This is a genomic window from Olivibacter sp. EAT-5 (assembly GCF_044784325.1).
Taxonomy (GTDB): Bacteria; Bacteroidota; Bacteroidia; order Sphingobacteriales; family Sphingobacteriaceae; genus Olivibacter; species Olivibacter oleidegradans.
The window spans coordinates 5,928,687-5,943,951 of record NZ_CP173028.1 but is presented as its reverse complement, the minus strand read 5'-3'; the positions used below and the strand labels follow the sequence as shown (position 1 = coordinate 5,943,951).

11 protein-coding genes and 1 tRNA gene are annotated in these 15,265 nt (G+C 41.2%); 9 read left to right on the top strand and 3 right to left on the bottom strand.

Annotated features, from left to right (window positions below; genetic code table 11):
• Window positions 1-3: 3 nt before the first annotated feature.
• Entirely contained in the window at window positions 4-2,058 is a 2,055-nt protein-coding gene (locus ACH11B_RS24895) for a M13 family metallopeptidase (RefSeq protein WP_377610952.1), read from the bottom strand.
• A gap of 333 nt (window positions 2,059-2,391) precedes the next feature.
• On the opposite strand from ACH11B_RS24895, the gene ACH11B_RS24890 reads away from it, so the two are divergent.
• The 9 genes from ACH11B_RS24890 to ACH11B_RS24850 all read left to right on the top strand — a co-directional run bounded on the left by ACH11B_RS24890 (window position 2,392) and on the right by ACH11B_RS24850 (window position 12,643).
• Window positions 2,392-3,042, top strand: a complete 651-nt coding sequence (locus ACH11B_RS24890) for a TetR/AcrR family transcriptional regulator (RefSeq protein ID WP_013667855.1) — start codon at window positions 2,392-2,394, stop codon at window positions 3,040-3,042.
• 31 nt (window positions 3,043-3,073) lie between these two features.
• Window positions 3,074-4,438 carry a TolC family protein gene (locus tag ACH11B_RS24885; protein WP_377610950.1) on the top strand — a complete coding sequence of 455 codons (1,365 nt, stop codon included), beginning with the start codon at window positions 3,074-3,076 and terminating at the stop codon, window positions 4,436-4,438.
• Window positions 4,439-4,442: 4 nt separating this feature from the next.
• Window positions 4,443-5,486, top strand: a complete 1,044-nt coding sequence (locus ACH11B_RS24880; RefSeq protein ID WP_377610948.1) for an efflux RND transporter periplasmic adaptor subunit — start codon at window positions 4,443-4,445, stop codon at window positions 5,484-5,486.
• A 188-nt stretch (window positions 5,487-5,674) separates the two neighbouring features.
• Window positions 5,675-8,719, top strand: coding sequence for an efflux RND transporter permease subunit (locus tag ACH11B_RS24875; protein ID WP_377610946.1), 3,045 nt, complete (start codon window positions 5,675-5,677; stop codon window positions 8,717-8,719).
• Between the two features lie 21 nt (window positions 8,720-8,740).
• Window positions 8,741-9,889, top strand: coding sequence for a glycerate kinase (locus ACH11B_RS24870; RefSeq protein WP_377610944.1), 1,149 nt, complete (start codon window positions 8,741-8,743; stop codon window positions 9,887-9,889).
• Between the two features lie 74 nt (window positions 9,890-9,963).
• Window positions 9,964-10,037, top strand: a tRNA-Pro gene (locus tag ACH11B_RS24865).
• Between the two features lie 578 nt (window positions 10,038-10,615).
• Window positions 10,616-10,939 carry a helix-turn-helix transcriptional regulator gene (locus ACH11B_RS24860; RefSeq protein WP_242627407.1) on the top strand — a complete coding sequence of 108 codons (324 nt, stop codon included), beginning with the start codon at window positions 10,616-10,618 and terminating at the stop codon, window positions 10,937-10,939.
• Window positions 10,939-11,778, top strand: coding sequence for an SRPBCC domain-containing protein (locus ACH11B_RS24855; protein ID WP_377610942.1), 840 nt, complete (start codon window positions 10,939-10,941; stop codon window positions 11,776-11,778). The genes ACH11B_RS24860 and ACH11B_RS24855 overlap by 1 nt, the downstream gene beginning before the upstream one ends.
• 223 nt (window positions 11,779-12,001) lie before the next feature.
• Window positions 12,002-12,643, top strand: a complete 642-nt coding sequence (locus ACH11B_RS24850; protein ID WP_377610940.1) for a DNA alkylation repair protein — start codon at window positions 12,002-12,004, stop codon at window positions 12,641-12,643.
• Window positions 12,644-12,728: 85 nt separating this feature from the next.
• On the opposite strand, the gene ACH11B_RS24845 is transcribed toward ACH11B_RS24850, so the two are convergent.
• Both ACH11B_RS24845 and ACH11B_RS24840 read right to left on the bottom strand, forming a co-directional pair.
• The gene (locus ACH11B_RS24845; RefSeq protein WP_130858491.1) at window positions 12,729-13,676 is read right to left on the bottom strand and encodes a hypothetical protein; all 948 of its coding nucleotides are present in this window, start codon (window positions 13,674-13,676) and stop codon (window positions 12,729-12,731) included.
• Between the two features lie 337 nt (window positions 13,677-14,013).
• A complete protein-coding gene (locus ACH11B_RS24840) occupies window positions 14,014-15,126 on the bottom strand; it encodes an AraC family transcriptional regulator (protein ID WP_130858490.1) in 1,113 nt (370 codons plus the stop codon).
• Between the last annotated feature and the right edge of the window lie 139 nt (window positions 15,127-15,265).

Genomic DNA, 15,265 nt, shown 5'->3' with positions numbered 1-15,265 from the left:
TTTCTACCAAACCCTGATTCGTTCATTCTCCGGTTTGTATAGCTTATCGCCTTCTTTTACATTAAAGGCTTTATACCAAGCATCCATATTAACTAGGGGGCCGATTGTCCGTGCTGTAGCAGGTGCATGGGGATCCACCAAAATCAATTGAGCGGCTGTTTCAGGTGTAGTATTCATACGCCATACCTGAGCCCATGATAAAAAGAAACGCTGATCAGGGGTAAAACCATCAATCTTTTCGTTGGATTGCCCTTGAGGAGTCTTTTTGAATGCTGCATAGGCCATGGCCAAACCGCCCAAATCCGCTAGATTTTCTCCCAAGGTGAGCTTGCCCTTTACATGAAGTGTATCAAGAACGGTGTAGCCATTGTATTGCTCCACCACCTTATTCGCCAATTTTTTGAAATTATCCGCATCTTCTTTTGTCCACCAGTCTTTTAAGTTACCATCGGCAGCGTATTGCCTTCCCTGATCGTCAAAGCCATGCGTCATCTCATGACCGATGACGGCGCCGATCCCACCATAATTAACTGCATCATCTGCCGAAAAGTCAAAAAACGGAAATTGTAAAATACCGGCTGGGAAAGCAATTTCATTGTTTGCCGGATTGTAATAAGCATTCACAGTCGGCGGTGTCATACCCCAACGTGTTCTGTCTACCGGTTTGCCTAACTGGTCCACCATGTCGTTATAGTTCCATATCTTGGCACGGCGGATATTTCCATAATAATCATCCTTCTTTATTTCCAAACCGTCATAGGTTTCCCATTTATCGGGATAGCCGATTTTGGGTGTGAAGGCCTGTAGTTTTTCAATGGCCTTTTTCTTGGTCGTTTCACTCATCCAGTCCAGTGTCTTGATTCGTTCCTCGTAAGTTTCCGATAAGTTCTTTACCAATTCAACCATTCGTTTTTTTGCATCAGGTTTGAAATATTTGGCTACATATAATTGGCCTAATAAGTCACCGATGGAACGATCAATCACTTCAAAACTGCGTTGCCAACGGGGTGTCATCTCTTTCTGACCTGTCAGGGCCTGTGTGAAAGCAAAATTAGCTTTGACAAAAGGCGTGCTTAAGTGTGGTGCTGCAGTTTTAAGCATATTCCATTGCAAATATGTTTTCCATTCGTCAACCGATTTTTTTGCAAGTAGCTTAGATGCCTCGACGAAAAATGAAGGATTGTTGACTATTACGCTGTCTGCATCCTCAATCTTTAGCGTACTAAAAGTCGTCTCCCAATTGAGTTGGGGAGCGTTCTTCTTTAAGTCGGCTAATGTAAGTTTGTTGTAGGTTCTGTAGGGATCTCGCATATCCTCCCGACTCCATTCGGCTTTCGCGAGAGCAGCTTCTATATTCCATATTTGTTCAAACTTTTTAACCGTTTCCGTGTCGTTAGTTCCTGCCAGGGTAAATAGCTGCTGAACATAAGTTTCGTAAGCTTGTTTAATATCACGATTTCTCGTGTTATTAACTAGATAATAGTCGCGATCAGGGAGTGTGAGTCCACCTTGACCAAATTGCGCAATGTTGGCTGCTGTATTTTTTTCGTCTTGATCGACGTAAAAATTATAAAGAGGGGAACCAATTCCAATTGTTCGCTGAAATGCAATTTCTTTGACAACGCCATCGATATCCTTTATACTGTTGATGCGCGTTAAATCATCTTTAATTGGTTCTTTGCCCGCAGCATCGATCCCAACGCTATCCATCGCACTCGAGAAAAAATCCCCCACGCGTTGTTCCACGCTACCTGTTTTTGCATCTTTTTTTGTGGAAACCTCTTCCAAAATGCTCTTTACTGCTTTTGCGTTAAAATCTCGTAGTTGGTTGAAGCTACCCCAACGCGTTTCTTTGGCCGGTACTGGATTGTTTTTCAGCCAGACGCCGCTTGCATAATGAAAAAAATCATCTCCCGATTTAAAAGTTGTGTCCATATTGGCAGGATCGATTAGTTTCTCAGGAGTATTAGTGAGTGTTGTGCTCTTTTCAGCTTGCGAGCAGCCTTGAAAGATAGCAAAGGCCAGACTGCAGTAAAGTAAAGGGGAATAATACTTCATGTGTGTTAAATTATTTGTTGTAGAAATTTGGCAAATTGAATCATTAAGTTAAAAATAAACAATTCTTTTTTATAGATACCCAAATGTTTATTGCTTATTTGAACAAATACCGATTTGTTAATCGGCCAATTTTTTTGAACGAAGGTAAAATTTTTGTTTTTGAATATATATGGATTGGTGTAACAATATTATAAGACGGAGAGGTTTTCGGTGTCTGCCGCAAGCTAATTAATGACACCTCTCGACTAACATCTAAGAGCTTATTACAAAATAAATTTGGAAATATTAACACTGTTAACTATGTTTGCTGTGTTATTTGCTTGAGGTATAAAAATGGGAATAAAGGAACGCAAAGAGAGGCATAAAGAAGATTTGCGTCAGCGTATTTTAGACGCTGCGAAAGTGCTGTTTTTGAAAGAAGGTTATGAAGCTACTTCTATCCGGAAAATAGCATCAGCCATTGAGTTCAGTCCGACTACCATTTATCTTTATTATAAAGATAAAAACGATATTATCTATACGTTACAGAAGGAAGGATTCAAGGTGTTGCGCACTAAATTTTCTGCCCTTAGTAACGTGGATGACCCATTTGAGCGCTTGAAAGCGATGGGGCGAACCTATTTGCAGTTTTCCATGGAAAATCGTGAATTTTATGAACTTATGTTCATCATGAAGGAGCCTTTGGAATATCTTCAGAAAATTTGCGGTAGCGAGGCAGAGCAGTGGGACGATGGTGTGGAGGCTTTTAACTTTCTGGTTTATACGATCGCTGAATGTCAACGATCCGGTTATTTTAAGGGACATGACACTAAAATGTTTTCCTTGTTGGTTTGGTCGACCGTACACGGTTTGTGTGCGCTTAATATGCACGGGCATATCACCCATGTCGTTGAGAAGCATTTGATTGAGCTAAAGGAGGGGACTCAAATTCTTGATTGCGCTTTTGATAGTTATATTAAATTTTTGGAACAGATAAAAGGTTAATTTTTTTATTCATTAAAGAACACTGTTAATAATGAAAACACTGTTTATAATAGCTTGTTGCTTAGTGTTACTGATTCCTTTCTTGTCGAGGGCGCAAATCAGTACACTAGATGCTTATATCGAGGAGGGAAGACATAACAATTTAGTGCTCAAGCAAAAAAACATTTCCTTGGATAAGGCGATGTTGGCTCTCCAGACAGCAAAGAGTATGTACCAGCCAAGCGTTGCTCTTCAGGCAACTTATAGCACGGCCTCGGGAGGTCGAAATATATTATTGCCTTTAGGTGATTTGATGAACCCGGTATATACGACCTTGAATCAATTGACAAATTCTCAAGACTTTCCTCAGCTGCAGAACGAATCGATCAATTTTTTGCCAAAGAACTATTATGACGCTCGGATTAGAACGACGGTACCCATTATTAATACGGATATTGGATACAATAAGCGGATTAATGAACAACAGGTTCATTTACAAGAATTTGAGGTGCAGACTTACGAGCGTGAATTGGTGAAAAATATTAAGTCGGCCTATTTCAACTTTTTAAATGCACACCAAGCTGTAAAAATATATGAATCGGCATTAAAACTGGCTGAGGAATCCAAGCGGGTTAACGAACGTCTATTGGCAAACGGTAAAGGACTACCGGCCTATGTGCTTCGCGCTAACAGCGAAATCGAGCAGGTAAGATCGCAGGTTACCCAGGCGGAGCAACAACAAATAAACGCTCGGTTATATTTTAACGCATTACTCAACAGAAAAGGAGAGACATTCATAGATACTCTGTATAATGCTGATGCGGCCTTGGAAAAAGCAACTGTTCTGTTACAGGCAGATCCTGATATTCAGTCACGTGAGGAGTTGAAATCACTTCAACAAGTGATAGCTATCAATGAAAATGTCATTAAGATGAACAAAAAGTTTTCCATTCCTAAGATTAGCGGATTTTTGGATTTGGGCTCACAAGCGGAACAAATGCGTTTCAACGATCAATCGCGTTATTTGATGGTTGGTTTGCAATTTGATTTGCCTATATATACCGGTAATAGAAACCGCATAAAAATCAAGCAGTCGCAATTAGAGTTGGCTGACGCATCTCTTAATAGAGCGCATGTGCAGCAACAACTGGAAGTGAGCTCGAGGATCGCGAAGAACAATCTGATTGCCGCGTGGCAGAATTATCACTCTTCTTTAAAACAATTAGAGGCTGCCGCGTCTTATCAACGGCTGATTGAAAAGGGGTATAAAGTAGGTTCTAATACATACATTGAAACAATTGACGCAAGAAATCAATTAACCACCGCTCAATTATCTACACTCATTAATAAATATAACGTCTTGTTGGCTGCCGCGGAGTTGGAAAGGGAAACAGCCACTTATCCATTAAAAAAATAAGGTTATGAATAGATTTGGTTCTCTATTAGTACTTCTGGTTGCTTTTGTTTCCTGTAAAAGCACCAGCGATCGATCGGCCGATGGGCTCCGTGAGGATACGATACCCGTAAAATTATTAACATTATCTCAGAAATCGGTAGGACAGCAAATCAAGACATCCGGCGTTTTTACAACCGACAACGAAGCGATTCTTTCTTTTAAAAATGGTGGCGTAGTTAGTAAGATATATGTGAAAGAGGGTGATGCCGTACAAACCGGTCAATTGTTGGCAACGTTGAATCCGACAGAGGTTGCTGCGAGTGTCGGACAGGCTAAGCTTTCTGAGGAAAAAGCACAACGTGATTTTCAGCGGGCGCAAGCCTTATTCAAAGATAGTGTGGCTACCCTTGAACAGTTACAGAATGCCGAAACTGCCCTTCGAATTGCCCAAGAGCAATTGCGGGCAGCCAATTATAATCGAAATCAAACTGAGATTAGGGCGGCTTCAGCAGGTTATGTGCTGAAACGCTTTGTGAATGACGGGCAAGTTGTGGGTCCGGGAAGTCCTGTGCTTCAGTTGAATAGGACGGGGGGCAGCGATTGGCAGTTGAAAGTAGGTGTGAGTGATCAACAGTGGTCGCGTATAGCGGTCGGTGATTCTGCTATTATCTCTTCCGAAGTGCTTGGGAACAAGGTGGCGGCGCTGGTTTATAAAAAATCGGAGGGGATCGACCCCGCTTCCGGTGTATTCACCATTATGCTTAAACTTCTTCCGGGTGATTACGGCAAAAAAATCGGTACGGGTATGTTTGCCCAAGCTGTCATACAGACGAAGGAAGATGCGTCTCATTGGCAAATACCCTACGACGCTATTTTAGATGGCGATGCCGGAAAGGCTTTTGTTTTCGTTACGAATGACGGAAAAACAGCTAGGCAGGTTGAGGTAAAGGTAGATGCTATTCAACAAAATACGGTGTCAATCTCAGCGGGATTGGAAAACACCCCATCGTTGATTATTTCAGGAAATGCCTATTTAACAGATGGGTCACCAATTAAAGTGGTTAAGTAGTTAAGTAGTTGAGTGGTTAAGTAGTTAAGTAGTTGAGTGGTTAAGTAGTTAAGTAGTTGAGTGGTTAAGTAGTTGAGTGGTTAAGTGGTTAAGTAGTTGTGTGGTTAAGTAGTTGAGTAGTTAAGTAGTAGAGCAGGAATTCGTTAAGTAGCAGAAAGCTGATTGCTGACTGCTGAAAGCTAAAAAAAATGAACCTTTCATCGTATGCAATAAAGAACAGCCAGTTCACCTTGATTATGGTCATCATGGCGGTAGTAGTGGGCATAAGCACTATGTTAAGCATGCCAAGGGCAGAAGATCCGGAAATGCAAACGCCTATGTTTCCGGTGGTAGTGGTATATCCCGGGACAAGTCCAAAAGATATGGAGGAACTGGTGGTTAAGCCGATGGAAACGAAGATATATGGCTTGGATGATATTAAGCGGATTAAAACTACCATTTTAAATGGGCTCGCTGTATTAACGGTGGAGTATAAATTTGAAAGTGATTACGATAGTAAATATCAGGAGCTGGTGCGGGAAATCGGAGCATTACGCGCAGAGTTGCCTCAAGATATTTATAATATAGACATTCAGAAGGTGGAACCCAGCGGGGTAAATGTTGTTCAGTTGGCGTTAATATCCCAAAATGCATCCCGAAAGGCATTAAAGAAAGTAGCCGAAAATCTACAAGATGAATTGGAGAAGATTCCGTCACTCAAAGAAGTGAAAATAAGTGGTTTGCCCGAGCAGCTGGTGCGCATAGATGTTCACCCCGATCGTTTGGCGCAGATGCGTATTCCACTTAACACGGTGATGGAAGCGGTTCAAAGTGAAGCCGCTAATATTCCGGGCGGTAGCATATTGGGCGGGGGGAAGTCCTTCAGTGTCAAAACCAGCGGTAACTACCAAAGTATCGATGAGATTGGGAATACGATTGTATTTAGTAGCGAAGGGAAGAATGTATTGTTAAAGGATGTTGCGGATGTTTATCCGGACTTTGCACCTGATGACCACATTACCCGCCTAAATGGTTACCGTTGCTTGTTAATTAATGCGGCACAGAAATCCGGTGAAAATATAAGCAAAACGCAAGAGGCTTATTTGCCTGTTATTGAAAAATTTAAGCAAAGCTTGCCAAAAAACATGGATTTGGTGTTGCACTTTGATCAGGCGGAGAATGTTAATCATCGCTTGAGCGGTTTGGGTATTGATTTTTTAATTGCTGTTTCATTGGTTTTAATTACCTTATTGCCATTAGGAAATCGGGCTTCCATGGTCGTGATGATAGCGATACCTCTTTCTCTTTCCATTGGTTTAGTGCTCTTACATATTTTTGGTTTCAGTTTAAACCAATTAAGTATCGTTGGTTTTGTTGTTGCACTGGGACTTTTGGTGGACGACAGCATCGTTGTGGTTGAAAACATAGAACGATGGCTGCGGGAAGGACATTCAAGGCTTGATGCTGCGATAAAAGGAACAGGGCAAATTGCTATGGCGGTTCTGGGTTGTACGGCAACGCTGGTCATTGCCTTTATGCCATTAATGTTTATGCCGGAAGCTTCCGGTGATTTCATTAGAAGTTTGCCGGTAGCCGTTATCAGCACCGTCATTGCCTCGATGATTATTGCGCTGACGGTTGTGCCCTTTCTATCAAGTCGTTTGTTGAAAGCGCATGAGAACCCGGAAGGAAATGCTGTATTAAGGGCTTTTCAACGGATTATTCACGGAACCTATGCCGTCTTGCTGGATAAGGCGCTTAAAAAACCGTGGATCGCGATATTGGTGGCAGGCATCATTTTCATTGGTTCGCTGGGTTTGATTCCTGTCATTGGCTTCAGTTTGTTCCCGGCATCGGAGAAGCCACAATTTTTAATTGATATTTCTGCACCACAGCAAGCAAGTATATTTTATACCGATAGCATTACCAGACAAATAGAACGAGAATTAAAATCGATTCCTCAAGTGCAGTATTATACAGCGAATGTGGGCAAAGGTAACCCACGTATTTACTATAACGTTGCCCAACAAAATCAGCGCACCGACTTTGCTGAAATTTTCGTTCAACTTAGGAGTGACGTTAAATCAGATGAAAAGGTCGCCATTATCGAAAGGTTAAGAGATGCGTGGACGCCGTACCCGGGCGCTAAGGTAGAAGTAAAAGATTTTGAGCAAGGCGTGCCCATTATATCACCGGTTGAAGTTCGTTTGTTTGGTGAAAATTTAGACACTTTACGATCGTTGGCCGCTCATGTTGAACAAACTTTAAAAGAAACAGAAGGGACTATTTATGTGAATAACCCCGTTAAGAACTATAAAACCGATATTCGTTTAAGCATTAACAAGGAAAAAGCACTAAGTCTTGGCGTGCCTAGTGTTTCCATCGATAGAACAATTCGTATGGCGTTGGCAGGTATCGATTTAGCTACTTATACAAATCCTGCTTCAGACGATGACGACTACCGTATACGCCTTAGCGTGCCAAGAGCGGCTTATCCGGATTTATCGGTACTAAATAATCTTTACGTAAACAATGTACAAGGCGTAGCTATACCATTAAAGCAATTAGCCGAAGTCGGCTTTGAGTCGTCGCCTGTCAGCATAAATCACATCAACAAGATACGAACGATTTCGGTTAATGCGTTTGTTAAGAAAGGGTATTTAAATGACCGAGTTATCAATGAGGTAATTAAGAAGATGGATAGTATGAAGCTACCAACCGGTTACCACTACGAAATGGGTGGTGAAGTAGAAAGTAGACAAGAGTCATTCGGTGGGTTTGGAACCGTCATTATGGTTACTGTTTTTCTCTTTATTGCGGTACTCGTATTAGAATTCAAGACCTTCAAGAGTACGCTTATTGTTCTTTCAGTCATTCCATTAGGTATCGTCGGGGCGGTACTGGCGTTGCTGGTCACCGGTAACACGTTATCCTTTGTAGCCACGATCGGTATTGTGGCGTTAGCAGGCATAGAGGTCAAGAACACAATTTTGCTGGTGGATTTTACCAATCAACTCAGGCGTGAAGGTATGGAATTGAATGAGGCAATTGAGAAGGCAGGTGAAATAAGATTTTTACCTATCATTCTAACGACACTGACAGCCATTGGCGGTTTGCTACCGATTGCTTGGTCGAGTAATCCCCTCATTTCGCCTTTGGCTATTGTTATGATAGGCGGATTAATTAGCTCGACCCTTCTGTCGCGGATCATAACACCGGTCGTATATAAACTCATGCCGCCACGAATTGATTAACAGCCTGGCAAAAGAATAGTTATGCAGATACTCATAGCACCTAATGCGTTTAAGAATAGCTTGGCGGCCGATCAAGCAGCCATTGCACTGGCTGAAGGCCTGAAAGAGAGTGGGCTGATATGTTCCCTTAGCTGTTTTCCAATTGGAGACGGGGGCGATGGCACCATGAAGTTGCTGATCAAACATCTGTGTCTGAATACTGTTGAAGTCAATACAATTGATCCTTTAGGTAGGCCAATCAAGGCCAATTACGGCTATGATCAGAAGACTGCTACTGCGTACATTGAAATGGCCGATGCATCGGGGATACGATTGCTAGCCGACAATGAACTAAATCCCATGAAGGCAACGAGTCAGGGAACCGGACTTATGATAAAGGATGCTCTAGTCAGGGGTGCAAGATATATTATTTTAGGTGTAGGAGGTTCGGCAACCGTGGATGGAGCTTGTGGTATATTAAGCGCAATGGGCGCCAAGTTTCTAGATAAAAAGGGGGAGGAGCTAAAGGTATCTCCATTGGAACTTTTGAAACTTGATAGAATTGATTTGTCGGGATTAGACAAGCGAATTGAATACTGTCGGTTTACTGTTTTAACAGATGTAAAAAATAAGCTGCTAGGGAGCAAGGGGGCCGCTTTTGTATTTGGACCACAAAAAGGTGCTTCCGTGGAACAACAGGAGATATTGGACGATTTTTTAGAGCATTTGAATTGTATCTGGACAACTCAGCTAAAGAAAGATGCCAGTCGGTTAATAGGAGGTGGTGCAGCAGGTGGGGTGGCTGCGGGATTGTGGGCTATGTTGGATGCCGAGCTATTGAATGGGATTGATTATTTCTTGAAAGTGACAGACTTCGATAAAAAGCTCATCAAAGCCGATTTGCTGATAACAGGAGAGGGGGCTATTGACTTACAAACATTGGATGGAAAAGGCCCTTTCGGTGTGGCATATAGGGCGAAAGCCTTGGGACTACCTGTCATCGGAGTAGCCGGTAACGTCCCCTTGCAAACGAATGAACAAATGGATGCTTATTTTGATATCTTAATTCCAACGGGGCATGGAGCAGTGTCCCTTGAGGAACTAAAAAAATGTACTGCTGAAAACCTAGAACGCACCGGCAAATTGATAGGAAAGTTCCTACAATTTGCATCAAAAAAAACTGTTAAATAAATTTTATTTATTAGAAAACAAATTCTATATTTGCACTCCGTTTACAAAAGAATACGATTGTTAAATGGAAAGATCGGGGTGTAGCGTAGCCCGGTATCGCGCCACATTTGGGATGTGGAGGTCGTAGGTTCGAATCCTGCCACCCCGACAGACAAAAAGCTCTTGCGAAAGCAAGGGCTTTTGTTGTTTTACAACGAGCCAAGCTTGCTTGAGCGAGTTGTAAAACAACAAAAGCCAAGCACGTAGTGCGGAGCTTTTTGTCTGTCATCCTCACCTATAGGATCACCGAGCGCAGCGAGGTAATCCAGCGGGAGCCGAGTTCACCAGTTCAATCAGTAAACAACAAAAGCCAAGCACGTAGTGCGGAGCTTTTTGTCTGTCATCCTCACCTATAGGATCACCGAGCGCAGCGAGGTAATCCAGCGGGAGCCGAGTTCACCAGTTCAATCAGTAAACAACAAAAGCCCAATCACGTAGTGCGGAGCTTTTTGTCTGTCATCCTCACCTATAGGATCACCGAGCGCAGCGAGGTAATCCTGCTACCCTTCCTATACCCAACTTCTGTCAATGGAATGGAGGTCGAGCACGTAAGCATATTGCTCGATTTATTGCTATCCGTTAATGGCTAATAAGTTATGCTTCCAAGGTATTAATTGAAATTAAGTATAAAAAAAATTGCGCAAGTAAATGCTTGCTTTTATATTTGCAAGCAAATACTTGCATATTATGGAGACACGAAGAGATGTATTTCAAGCTATTGCAGACCCGACACGGAGAGCTATTATCGGTATGATTGCAAAAGAACCTGTCAATGTCAACACCATTGCTGAACAGTTTGATGTAAGTCGGCAAGCCATATCACTCCATTTAAAAATATTAGCAGAATGTGGTTTGCTAAATATGAAGCAACAAGGACGTGAACGGATTTGCGAAGCAAAATTGGAAAAACTGAACGAAATAAACGAATGGGTATCACAGTACAAACAGTTTTGGGAAAGCAAATTGGACGCATTGGGCAAATTTCTTAACAACAATAAAAGATCAAAATAATGAACAAGAAAATAGTAGTAATCGAACGTATTTACGAAGCCACGATGGAAAAAGTTTGGGAAGCTCTTACGAATAAAGACCAAATGAAACAGTGGTATTTTGACGTATCCGACTTCAAAGCAGAAGTTGGATTTGAGTTTCAATTTTCTGCAGAAAACGAGGGGAAAATATATTTGCACAAGTGTCAGGTTGTGGAAGCTAAGCCAATAACAAAAATTGCTTATACTTGGAGCTATGAGGGTTATGAGGGACAATCATTAGTAACATTTGAGTTGTTTAGTGAAGACGAGAACAAAACCCGTTTGAAACTGACCCATTCAGGTACGGACAGCTTTCTGTCGCATCCTGACTTCGAAAAAGCAGATTTCAATGAGGGTTGGGAAAGTATCCTTGGGCAATCGCTTCGCAATTTTGTGGAAACAGGCAGCTTTAACAAGTCAATTCGCATTCGGGCAAGTCTGAAAAATATTTGGGATATTGTTCTTAATCCTAATAATCAATGGGGAACAGCATTTGGTGGAGGTGCGATTGCAGAAACAGATTGGAATGAAGGCTCGCTAATTATTTGGAGAGATGCAGAAAACAATATCGGTGCAACTGGAGTAGTAGAAGTTCATAGACCGGAAGAATATTTACAACTGCATTACTATGATGATGTGGAACAGAAACCCGAAACCGCATTAGGCGATTACTATGAGAAGTATCGTATCGTTCCTGATAAAGACGGATACATACTTTCCATTGAAGTTGGTAAAATGGCAAAAAGCGATATTCCGTTTCATCAGAAAATGTGGGATGATGCGATAAACATTATCAAGGAACTCTCCGAAAAAGAATAAAACAAAAATTCAAGCTTACTGTATGGATTATTTAGGGTATATAATTGGGATTATCGTCACCTTTGTTATTGGATTTTTAGCTTTGGAAACAAGGCTAATTAAGATGGAAAATACAACCGAAACAAACACAAAGAAATATTTTCCTGAATCGAGAACAACAAGGTAAGCGGACGGTTATTCAAGGTCAGAAATTGTTTATTTCTCCGAAAACAAAAAGATTGATATGGAACTCTCTTCACAAGCGAAAAACATCTTGGCTCAGATCAATGCTAAAACTAAGCTGGGAGACCTACGAAAAATTGCGGGTGAGATAAAAAAAGACCACGAATTGGCTTTGGAGCTTTGGTCAACAGGCCAATTTTTACCCCGACAGTTGGCAATTTTGATTATGGACAAAAAGCAACTCTCGCAAAAACTCATTGACAATTTGGATAACGACATGAAGCAACATCATGAAGATGAAAGACTTCAACTAATAGACTGGTTAATGGCAAACCAACTTTCAAAAGACAAAAAGACTATTTCATTAATGGAAACTTGGGAAAACAGTCAATCTTCACTACAAAGACGAATTTTTTGGTATTACCAAGCTCGTTTACGTTGGGTTGGACAAACGCCACCGTCAAATAGTGAAGAATTGCTTTCTAAAATTGAAGCACGTATCGAAAAAGAAGTGCCTGAAGTTCAATGGGCAATGAATTTCACGACGGCTCAAATCGGAATTTTTGAAGAGAAGTATCGTCCGAGATGTGTTGCACTGGGAGAACGTACAGGGCTGTATAAAGATGAAATAGTTGCTAAAAATTGTACACCCAATTATTTGCCCAAATTAATAGCCATACAAGTAGCTAAGCTGAAAAAATAAAGGAGTAGCGTATAGATGGATGAACAAATAGCGGGCTAACAAAAGTTGCCAAAACCCGCACTGGAAATAGCTGTTTTTACATTTATTATTTCCTGTCTAACCAGTGTATAATATTAAGCAGAAATTGGGCATTCTGTGTTGCTGCGGGATGATTCATGCCTCTTTTCTCACTTTTGACACCTTGGAGCTGCGCTGAAAAAGGTGCCCCGTCACCGAATATGACAATTCTTCCTTTACCAAATTCTAAATATGCGCCATTCACTAGCCCTCTTCCGGAAATATAAGGAATAGTGTCTGATAATCTTTTTCTTATTTGGGAAACATAGCTAGGGAGGTAGATGCGGTAATCGTCGCCCAATACAGAAATTACATGGGCATGAGTCGGAACAATAAATCCCGTTCCACCCCAGCACATAATGCTATCGATTTTTTTACCGGGACGATTGGTAATCTCATTTAAAATAAGTGTTTTTTTTTCTTTTGAAAATATCTCTGGCCGACCATCCTTTCGAATAGCGAAGCCATTTAGTATGTTGATTCCAAATCTTCCTGCTAGTTCATTGACCGAGGCACCGCAGGGCATATGATCCGTTACAAGAAATAAGCTTCCCCCATTGGCTACCCAATGGCAGAGTTCATTTATTTCGTCTTGGGAAAAGGCCGACCTCGCCGGTAAATCCCAGTCTTCCATATCATACATCGCATTGACGCTTACATAGATCTCGGCTTTTTTTAAAAGTTCTAGAGTCACCTTTTCTTTACTGCTTACTACCTGATAACCGTCACTTGTTAGCAGTTTACCAAAGGCGGCATAGGTCCCCTTCAATGTCGACGCATTATTATGGGCTTCATCAAATAATATTACGGGGCCATTTCCAACCCCGTACATAGGGATGGAAACCGAATAATTAAAGTTTTCGTCCGTCACTTGCTGTGCTATTCCATCAGCTGTCCAAACGACTAATATATACCAAATGACGAAAATTCGATTAAAATCTTCCATATCATAACCTTCTATTTTGCTTTGATCCATACATCGTCTCGAAACATGAGACCTGTGTCGCTTCTTTATCATTCAATAAAAAAATAAGTGGGAAGGCAATGTACGGCCGGGGGGCTGTGCAAAACAGCTTATTGCAAGAAATACGTTTCCGAATAAAATGCTGCCGATGACCACACGAATCTTTTGGAGCGATTGCAGACTTGTTCATTGGATTCATCCGATTATGATTTATTTTTTAATGGTCATATGGAATACGCATGCGCTTGTGTTTTTCGAACATGCGTATTTCGTAATTATCTTATGATGCAATGATAACCCTTCAGTGATTAGAAGAAGTTCGGGTGGATGCAAATGAACGGAATTGCTGTCAACTAGTCTTTGAATTTGCTTTAATGTATTCTTTAGGTGTGAGCTTAGTCGCTTTTTTAAAGGTGGTATAAAATGTAGTTTTGGAATTAAAACCAGCTCTGATTGCAACACCGAGCATATCTAAATGCTTGGTGTCTTCTGATAAGAGTAATGATTTTGCTTCCTCGGTCCGTAACTCATTTATAAACTGATAAAAGCTCTTACCAAGCCCGTTATTGAGAACATAAGAGAGTTCATGGGTGCTGATGCCAATTTTACCGGAAAGCACTGAAAGTGTCAAACTTGGATCGAGGTACAACTTTTCACTGTCTGTTTTTCTCGTAACGATGGATTTGAGCTCCTCCACTTGTTCTGCGGTAAGCCGTTCATTTAACACTTTCTGGGGTGCAATCCCGTCTTTTTCCGGCGGTTGATATGCCTCGATAGCATAAATTGATTTCTGAGACAGCGTTGAATAGGCCAAAAGAATTATTCCTAAAAAATAAAGGATTGGGGAGTAATAAGTTACGTGAATGCTGGATATGCTCAGTATGCGGATAAAAATCAAAACTAACACGGAAATCAATAGATATCTTAGCCATTCCAGATCTATTTTATCGGTAAAAGAAGAAACTCGTTTTATATTCTTTTGGTGACGACGGAGCAACAAGAAACAGACGATCCAATAATAAACCATCTGGCCAAAAGAAAAATATCGAACGATAAAGCCGATCCACGGAGGTAATATCGGCAGATGGTATTGCCCATTAAAGAATTTTGGCATTAAGTACACCAAAGAAAATACAAGGAAAAGCAAAAAAGGAACGAAGTGGAGAAGCTTATCTTTTTTTGGTAAAGATGGGGACACGTAGCCGGTTACTGCCATATATAGACAGGGAAGCATCGCCCATCTTGGTAGCTCGAGCAGATGAATAAGGAAACTGCCACCTATTTCAAATTCTTCTAGAAAAAGTTGCGTAAAACTGCATGCCAGAATAAAATAGAATGCCCCAAGCCATCGGTTGGCTTGGGTATTTACTTTATCAAATCCAATAAAGAGCAGGGATCCTAATAGCCATAATGCTCCGCCCGAAAAGGCATAAAAAGCAGCTAAGGTATTTATTTCAGACATTAGATATTTTGGACTGTTTTCGTAAATTTATGGTATTTGCGTGAAAGTATGAATTACATATTCCAGATCGGCATAGCCCAATTGTTAATCCTGGCATGTGCTCTTTCTGTATGACACAAGCCATCTTGGTCATCAACCG

What these genes read in the sequence shown, in the direction of transcription:
- ACH11B_RS24895 (WP_377610952.1), bottom strand. Translation starts at nt 2,058, where the DNA reads ATGAAGTATTATTCCCCTTTACTTTACTGCAGTCTGGCCTTTGCTATC.
- ACH11B_RS24890 (WP_013667855.1), top strand. Translation starts at nt 2,392, where the DNA reads ATGGGAATAAAGGAACGCAAAGAGAGGCATAAAGAAGATTTGCGTCAG.
- ACH11B_RS24885 (WP_377610950.1), top strand. Translation starts at nt 3,074, where the DNA reads ATGAAAACACTGTTTATAATAGCTTGTTGCTTAGTGTTACTGATTCCT.
- ACH11B_RS24880 (WP_377610948.1), top strand. Translation starts at nt 4,443, where the DNA reads ATGAATAGATTTGGTTCTCTATTAGTACTTCTGGTTGCTTTTGTTTCC.
- ACH11B_RS24875 (WP_377610946.1), top strand. Translation starts at nt 5,675, where the DNA reads ATGAACCTTTCATCGTATGCAATAAAGAACAGCCAGTTCACCTTGATT.
- ACH11B_RS24870 (WP_377610944.1), top strand. Translation starts at nt 8,741, where the DNA reads ATGCAGATACTCATAGCACCTAATGCGTTTAAGAATAGCTTGGCGGCC.
- ACH11B_RS24860 (WP_242627407.1), top strand. Translation starts at nt 10,616, where the DNA reads ATGGAGACACGAAGAGATGTATTTCAAGCTATTGCAGACCCGACACGG.
- ACH11B_RS24855 (WP_377610942.1), top strand. Translation starts at nt 10,939, where the DNA reads ATGAACAAGAAAATAGTAGTAATCGAACGTATTTACGAAGCCACGATG.
- ACH11B_RS24850 (WP_377610940.1), top strand. Translation starts at nt 12,002, where the DNA reads ATGGAACTCTCTTCACAAGCGAAAAACATCTTGGCTCAGATCAATGCT.
- ACH11B_RS24845 (WP_130858491.1), bottom strand. Translation starts at nt 13,676, where the DNA reads ATGGATCAAAGCAAAATAGAAGGTTATGATATGGAAGATTTTAATCGA.
- ACH11B_RS24840 (WP_130858490.1), bottom strand. Translation starts at nt 15,126, where the DNA reads ATGTCTGAAATAAATACCTTAGCTGCTTTTTATGCCTTTTCGGGCGGA.